This window comes from Ornithinimicrobium sp., from assembly GCF_030537745.1.
Classification (GTDB): Bacteria; Actinomycetota; Actinomycetes; order Actinomycetales; family Dermatophilaceae; genus Ornithinicoccus.
On the sequence record NZ_JAUNVI010000006.1, the window covers coordinates 76,597 to 83,561 of the forward strand.

Below are 6,965 nucleotides of genomic sequence, written 5' to 3' on the forward strand. Positions count from 1 at the left end.
ACCGCGGTGACCTTGGGCCGCTATGACGACCCAGAACCACCGCACAAGCCGGAACAGACCCCCGCACCCGGCGCACCGCGGTGACCTTGGGCCGCTATGACGACCCAAAGCCACCGCACAGGACCGGACGCACCCTCGCCGCGGCCGTCAGGCTGGTCCGAACGGGGAGCCCTCGACGATCCCGTCCGGCCGCCCCGGCTCGATGAACCATTCGTCGCCGAAAGCCATCGCGAACTGCTCCTGCGGCATCCCGAGCATCCAGGCGACGTCCTCCTGGGAGGCGTGGCTGGCCAGCGCCGCACGCTTGGCCGCCAGCACCGACCGCACGTCCACGTGCCAGTGCAGCTCAGCCTCCGGCATGCCGATCGGGTTGCCGTCGTCGGCCGGCGCATCCGGGTCCCAGTCGCCGCCCTCCATACCGGCCTCCTTGGCCGCGACAAACAACTGCCGCATGCGATCCCTGTTCATCGTGCCCTGGAGCTCACGGGGGCGGCGCGCGGCCAGTGCCGCGGCACGGCGAGCGACGTGGTGCACCTTGACGTGGTCCGGATGGCCATAGCCACCGTGCCAGTCGTAGCCCACGATGATGTCCGCGTCCTCCTCGTCCAGGATCGCCGCGAGCCGGGCGCCCGCCTCCTCCGCGTCGGCGGCGTGGAAGGACTCCGCCAGCGAGTTCTGCTCCCAGCCGGACATGCCGGAGTCGGCATACCCGAGCCAGGCCACGCGCGCGGTGCCGAGGACCTGCGCCGATGCCTGTGCCTCGACCCGCCGGCGCAGCACCACGGTCTCTTCCTCGACCAGGTCGGTCGGGACGGTGCCGTGGTCGCCGTTGGTGGCGTAGACGCAGACGACCCGGTGTCCGGCGTCGGCCGCCAGGCGTATGGTCCCGCCCGTGCCGGAGGCCTCGTCATCGGGATGGGCGTGGAGGAAGACGATGGTGCTCACGAGGGTCAAGGGTGGAAGCAGGCGGCGGCCTTCACACAACCCTCACCTCTCGCCCCCGTCCTGCGCTGACCTGCGCGCCTACGCTCGAACCATGACCGAGTCCGCGGGCCCCCGCCGCACCCTGCTCGTCGTCGAGGACGACCCCACGATCAACCAGGCCCTGACCGACCGTCTGGTCGCAGAAGGCTTTGACGTGGTCCGAGCCTTCGACGGGCCAGGAGCGGTCACGGCTTATGAGCAGCACGAGCCTGACGCGGTCCTGCTCGACGTGATGCTCCCGGGTTTTGACGGGCTCGAGGTATGCCGTCGCATCCAGGCACACTCACCCGTGCCGGTCCTCATGCTGACCGCTCGGGCGGAGGAGATGGACGTGCTGGTGGGGCTCGGGGTGGGCGCCGACGACTACGTGACCAAACCGTTCCGGATGCGTGAGGTGGTGGCGCGGGTGCGGGCGCTGCTGAGGCGGGTGGACCGGGCGGCCGAGCTGGCCAGGGCGCAGGAGCCGCAGGTCACGCTCGGCGATCTGCTGCTCGACCGGGCCGCGCGCCGGGTGCTCGTCGGCGGCACGGAAGTGCACCTGACGCCGCTGGAGTTCGACCTGCTGACCATGCTCGCCGAGCAGCCGGGGACAGTCTGCGGTCGGGAGTCCCTGATGACGCAGGTGTGGGGATGGTCCGACGCCCACGGCACCCGGACCCTCGACAGTCACGTCAAGTCGCTGCGCGCCAAGATCGGTGCGGGTCGCGTCCGGACGGTCCACGGGGTCGGCTACGCCCTCGAGGTCGCAGGGGGTGCGCAGGTATGACGTCGCGCCCCAGCCGCTCAGAATCCCTGCCTGCGGTCGACCGCCCGCTGGATGGCGTCGCCTCGATCAAGGTGAAGATCGCGCTGCTGGTCGCGCTCAGCATCCTGACAGCCGTCGTGATGATGCAGGTCGGTCGCAACGCGGGGGTCCCGTGGTGGCTGACGCTGCCCGTCACCCTCGCCGCCGCGCTCGGCGTGACGCAGTGGCTGGCGCGGGGGATGACGTCGCCACTGCGCGAGATGACCTCGGCAGCCGGGCGGATGGCCACCGGCGACTACTCGACGCGCATCAGCGCCACGTCGGCAGATGAGGTGGGGGCGCTGGCCAGGGCCTTCAACACGATGAGCCAGGATCTGGCCACCTCGGACGAGCAACGTCGGCAGGTCGTCGCCACGGTCTCCCATGAGCTGCGGACCCCGCTCGCCGCGCAGCGCGCCCTCCTGGAGAACCTGGTCGACGGCGTCGTCAAGCCCAGTGATGCCGCACTCCAGACGGCCCTGGCTCAGTCTGAGAGGCTCAGCACCCTCGTGACCGACCTGCTCGACGTGAGTCGTCTCGATGAGGGTGCTACCCAACTCGCCCTCGGCGACGTCCAGGTCTCAGAGCTGCTGACGGCGGCTGTGGCGGAGGCGTCGATGGGGGCCCGAGGCGTGCAGATCGAGGCGCGGGTCGAGCCACCTGACCTGCTCGTGCGCGGGGACGAGGCCCGGATCGCCCAGATCGTGGTCAATCTTCTGGACAACGCCGTGCGCCACAGCCCCGTCGAGAGCGTGGTGCGGGTCCTGGCGCGGGCAGAGGCCGACGCACAGTGGTCGCTGGAGGTGTCCGACGAGGGGCCGGGCTTCCCGCCCGGCCAGCAGGAGCACCTCTTCGCACGCTTCGGCGTCGGCGACGACAGCAGCGGCGGCACCGGGCTGGGACTGGCCATCGCCCGCTGGGTCGCCCAACTGCACGGCGGCACCATCGCGGCGCTGCCGCCGTCGACTGAGCCGACAACGCACAGGGGGGGTCGAGTCCGCGCTCTCCTCCCGACCGACCCCACGACGTCTGCGCCGCCGGTGGCTTCGCCATACCCCGACCCGGAGATCCCGACCGCCCGCCAGGAGCAGCTCATGCCGACCCACGCCGCGACTCACCTCCCGGCCCCACCCACGACCACGACGACAACGACGACGAAGGCCCTGGTGAGCCCCACGCAGCCACCCTCGGTCGTGGAGGCGCTCTTTGGCCCCTTCTGGCCCGAAGCCGGCCCTCGGGTCGCCCCTGTTGCCCTGTGGGCCTGCATCGGGGTCGGCGCACTGGCCGCAGCCGTCCTTCCCTACCGCAACAACGGGATCGGCACGCTGCTCGTCCTGCTCACCGCGGGCGGCCTCGTGCTGTGGCTGTCAGTCCGACGGCGCGAGGCGTGGACCCTCCTCTCGGCGGTGCTCTGCGTCGGGCTCGCGTCGCTCATCGTGCTCCGCGCCGCAGAGTGGCTCACGGTGCTGGCGCTGCTGGTGGCGGCCGTCCTGGTCACGACCGCGCTCACCGGCGCACGCGGTCTGCCCGGGATCATCACGGGCGCCGTGTCGTGGCTGCTCAGCGGCATCCGAGGACTGCCGCTCCTGGGCCGGACGTTGTCGGCGACCAGCCGCACCCCGATGCTGTGGCCCGTCGTCCGCACCGCCGCGATCTCACTGGTCGCGCTCGTGGTCTTCGGCGGGCTGTTCGCCTCGGGCGACGCGGTCTTCGGGTCCTGGGTCTCCGGCCTGCTGCCGACGATCGAACTCGCGGACAGCCTGGTGCTGCGGACTTTCGTCTGGTTCCTGGTGGCCGGGGTGGTGCTGGCGGCCTGCTATCTGGCGCTCAACCCGCCTCGCGTCGAGCTCGCCGCTTTGCCCCAGCCACGTCAGGTGACCCGGCCCTGGGAGTGGCTCGTGCCGGTGGGTGTGGTGGTGGCGACGTTCGTCGGTTTCCTCCTCGCGCAGGCCTCGACGATGTGGGGCGGACACGACTGGGTGCAGCGGACGACCGGGATGACGTATGCCGAGTCCGTCCACCAAGGCTTCGGGCAGTTGACCGTCGCGACCGCACTCACGCTGGTGACGATCGCGATCGCGGCGCGCAAGGCACCGCGGGCCACGCCTGCGGATCGGCTGGTGCTGCGCATCGTCCTCGGCGCGCTGTGCCTGCTGACGCTGGTGGTGGTGGCCTCGGCGCTCTACCGGATGTCGCTCTATCAGGAGGCTTACGGCTTCACCGTGCTGCGCGTCCTGGTGGACGCCTTCGAGCTGTGGCTGGGACTGCTCGTGGTGCTGGTAGCAATCGCGGGGATCCGGCTGCGTGGGTGGTGGCTGCCTCGCGCTGCGCTGGCCAGCGCCGCCGCGATGTTGCTGACGATCGGGCTGGCCAACCCGGACGCCTGGGTGGCACAGCGCAACATCGACCGCTTCGAGGCGACCGGACGGCTGGACGTGTCCTACCTGTCCACGCTGGGCGCCGACGCCGTCCCGGTCATCAAGCAGGGACTTCCCGCAGACCTCGCGGCGTGCGCCCTGGGGTGGCGCCCTGACGACCAACTCGTCGACGACGCCTTGGCCTGGAACCTCGGACGCACCCGCGCCCTGGACGCTCTCGCGTGGATCGAGAATGCTCACGGTCCGTATCCCAGCACCTGCGTCGATGAGGTCGCGCCGTGAGCGACGGCCCTCAGCATGCGCGCCGTGCGCTCCGGGAATTCAGCCCAGTGGTTTGAGCAGCATCGTGGAGGTCTTGCCGTTGGCCTGGTCGAGCAGCCGGCCGACCTCGGCGTAGCCACGCGCCTCGTGGAAGGCCAGCGAGACCACGTTCGGCGGATCGACATACACCTCGAGCGCCATCTGCCCGAGCGGGCCGGCCATGGTCTCGACATGGTCGTACATCATCGACCCGACCCCGCGACGTCGGTGGGAGGCAGCGACCACCACCCGGTCCAGATAGCCGAAATCGACATAACGCTGGCTGAACCAGCGATAGTTGGGGCTGTCGTAGGCCGTGCCGGGGCGCACGATCAGGCAGAACCCGGCGATCGTCCCGTCATCGTCGACCACTATTGCCTGGTCTGACAGGCCGACGATCCAGGCCAGCCGCTCCAGGTCCAGCGTGCCGACCCCCTCCAGCGCTCCCTGGTTGAGCGTCAGCACCTGGTCGAGGTCGCTGTCTGCCAGCTCGCGGATCTGCATCTGAGCAGGATATCTGGACCGGCCCGGTTTCCTGGGGTTGGTCACGGTGAGCGCACAGCGTCCAAGATGGGTGGGTGAGCATCGATCTGCGGACCAGCGCCGCGCGACATGACGAGGTGCTGCGGCGCCGTCTGGACCTGGTCCTGCCCCTGGCGATGGAGGCGGGCGACCTCGACGTCTGGATCGTCGCCGGCCGCGAGTATGCCGAGGGAGCGGTCCTGCGCAGCATGCTTCCCGCCACCTGGCTGAGCGCTCGGCGGCGCACCGTGCTGGTGTTTCGACGGGATCGTGCGACGGGTGCCGTCGAGCGTCTCGCGGTGGGCCGCTATGACATCGAGGACCTTTATCCCTCTGCCTGGGATCCGCAGGTGCAGCCCGATCAGTGGAGCCGGGTCGCGGAGATCGTCGCGCAGGGTGATCCTCGCCGGATCGGCCTGGACACTTCGGCCGTGCTGGCGCACGCCGACGGACTGAGCGCCAGCGAGCGCGACGCCCTGGTGGCCGCCCTGCCGGATGACCTGACCGCCCGACTGGTCAGCGCGCAGACGGCGGCGGTCACCTGGTTGGAAACTCGGCTGCCCGAGGAGATCGAGACCCTCCGGGTGGCCTGCGACCAGGGCCACGCCCTGCTCGCCCGAGCCTTGTCCTCGGAGGCGATCACGCCGGGGCGCACCACGACCGACGATGTCGTCTGGTGGTTGCGTCAGCAGGTGCACGACGCTGGCCTGCCGTCCTGGTTTCACCCCACCGTCGAGGTGGTGCGTCCCGCTCGTGCCGACGATGACCAGACGGAGCGGCGCGAAGGCTTCTCCGCCCGGCTCCCGGAGACCGTCATCCAGAGCGGCGACCTGGTGCACATCGACTTCGGGCTGACGCTGGATGGGTTGTGCACCGACCAGCAGCAGCACGGCTACGTCCTGCGCCCGGGCGAGACGCAGGCACCCGTCGCGCTCGTCGAAGGGCTGGCGGTGGGCAACCGCCTGCAGGACCTCGTGCTCGAGCAGTTTGCGGTGGGTCGCACCGGCGATGAGATCCTGCGCGGGGCACTCGCCGCAGCCCGCGCCGAAGGGATCGACGCGATCATCTACTCCCACCCGATCGGTCTGCAGGGCCATGGAGCAGGCCCTTCGATCGGCCTGTGGGACAGTCAGGACCGGGTCGCCGGCAGCGGTGCTCTGCCGGTGAGCCCCGACACCTGCTGGTCGATCGAGCTGTCCGCGTGGGTCACCGCGCCTGGGTGGCCCGACGATCGGGTCCGGATCCGGCTCGAGGAGGACGCGGTCTTCGACGGGGTGGCCCTGCAGTGGCTCGACGGTCGTCAGACCGAGCTCCACCTGATCGGCCCCAGCCCGACCACGGCCTCGCCCACGTGATCGCCATACCTGAACAGTCGTCCCTGTCATGATGCCGACATGCACTCGACCAACTACGTGAACACGCTGATCACGGTTGCACCCGACACCAAGGCAGTGGAGGCGACGCAGCCACCCGCTGGCAAGGGTTCGGTCGCCGAGCTGCAGTTCGAGATGATGCACGGTCACGACTATGAGTTCACCAGTGACGATGTGATCTTCAGCGTATTCGCCGACCGCAGGAGCATCGCCGCCGACGACCGCAAACCGGCCCGCGAAGAGTTCTTCTCCAAGGGCCAGGCCTGCCTACGAACCTCGCCCCTGGCGAAGACCTACGGCTGGGGAATCCATGCCGACGCGCACAGCCGAGTCGCGCTCGTGCCGATGGGCACGGACAGGTATGACTCTCTGATGAACGACGACACGACCGTGAAGCGTGCAGCGATGAAGTCATCGCGATAGGCGGATCGCCCCTGGATGATCAATCGCCCAGGAATCAGCAGCCAGCGACGCGCCATGACGTCGGACATACACGTCGCGTGATAATGCTGAACAGTCACCGGTCAGCGATCCTCGACTCGTTGGCGTTTGATGGCTCGGTACGGTGTGGTCACCTGGCACTCGTCGTGGATCCATCGTGCGCGGGGCATGATGGACCCATGC

At 69.7% G+C, this 6,965-nt stretch carries 6 protein-coding genes; 4 read left to right on the top strand and 2 right to left on the bottom strand.

The features are described 5' to 3' along the window. Positions 1-147: 147 nt before the first annotated feature. Positions 148-945, bottom strand: a complete 798-nt coding sequence (locus Q4P07_RS02720; RefSeq protein ID WP_303373355.1) for a PIG-L deacetylase family protein — start codon at positions 943-945, stop codon at positions 148-150. Between the two features lie 91 nt (positions 946-1,036). Here Q4P07_RS02720 and Q4P07_RS02725 point away from each other — a divergent pair, with 91 nt between their 5' ends. Both Q4P07_RS02725 and Q4P07_RS02730 read left to right on the top strand, forming a co-directional pair. Further along, positions 1,037-1,750 (top strand): response regulator transcription factor, encoded by a 714-nt coding sequence (locus Q4P07_RS02725; RefSeq protein ID WP_303373356.1) that lies wholly within the window; start codon positions 1,037-1,039, stop codon positions 1,748-1,750. Continuing rightward, positions 1,747-4,428: a DUF4153 domain-containing protein gene (locus Q4P07_RS02730; RefSeq protein ID WP_303373357.1), complete on the top strand. Its 2,682-nt coding sequence runs from the start codon at positions 1,747-1,749 to the stop codon at positions 4,426-4,428. The genes Q4P07_RS02725 and Q4P07_RS02730 overlap by 4 nt, the downstream gene beginning before the upstream one ends. A 39-nt stretch (positions 4,429-4,467) precedes the next feature. On the opposite strand, the gene Q4P07_RS02735 is transcribed toward Q4P07_RS02730, so the two are convergent. Continuing rightward, positions 4,468-4,950, bottom strand: coding sequence for a GNAT family N-acetyltransferase (locus Q4P07_RS02735; RefSeq protein WP_303373358.1), 483 nt, complete (start codon positions 4,948-4,950; stop codon positions 4,468-4,470). A 74-nt stretch (positions 4,951-5,024) separates the two neighbouring features. On the opposite strand from Q4P07_RS02735, the gene Q4P07_RS02740 reads away from it, so the two are divergent. Then, positions 5,025-6,323: a M24 family metallopeptidase gene (locus Q4P07_RS02740; protein WP_303373359.1), complete on the top strand. Its 1,299-nt coding sequence runs from the start codon at positions 5,025-5,027 to the stop codon at positions 6,321-6,323. A 39-nt stretch (positions 6,324-6,362) separates the two neighbouring features. Next, positions 6,363-6,764: a DUF6157 family protein gene (locus tag Q4P07_RS02745; protein WP_303373360.1), complete on the top strand. Its 402-nt coding sequence runs from the start codon at positions 6,363-6,365 to the stop codon at positions 6,762-6,764. Positions 6,765-6,965: the final 201 nt, after the last annotated feature.

Coding starts and splice junctions, on each gene's coding strand:
- Q4P07_RS02730 (WP_303373357.1), top strand. CDS start 1,747: ATGACGTCGCGCCCCAGCCGCTCAGAATCCCTGCCTGCGGTCGACCGC.
- Q4P07_RS02735 (WP_303373358.1), bottom strand. CDS start 4,950: ATGCAGATCCGCGAGCTGGCAGACAGCGACCTCGACCAGGTGCTGACG.
- Q4P07_RS02745 (WP_303373360.1), top strand. CDS start 6,363: ATGCACTCGACCAACTACGTGAACACGCTGATCACGGTTGCACCCGAC.
- Q4P07_RS02725 (WP_303373356.1), top strand. CDS start 1,037: ATGACCGAGTCCGCGGGCCCCCGCCGCACCCTGCTCGTCGTCGAGGAC.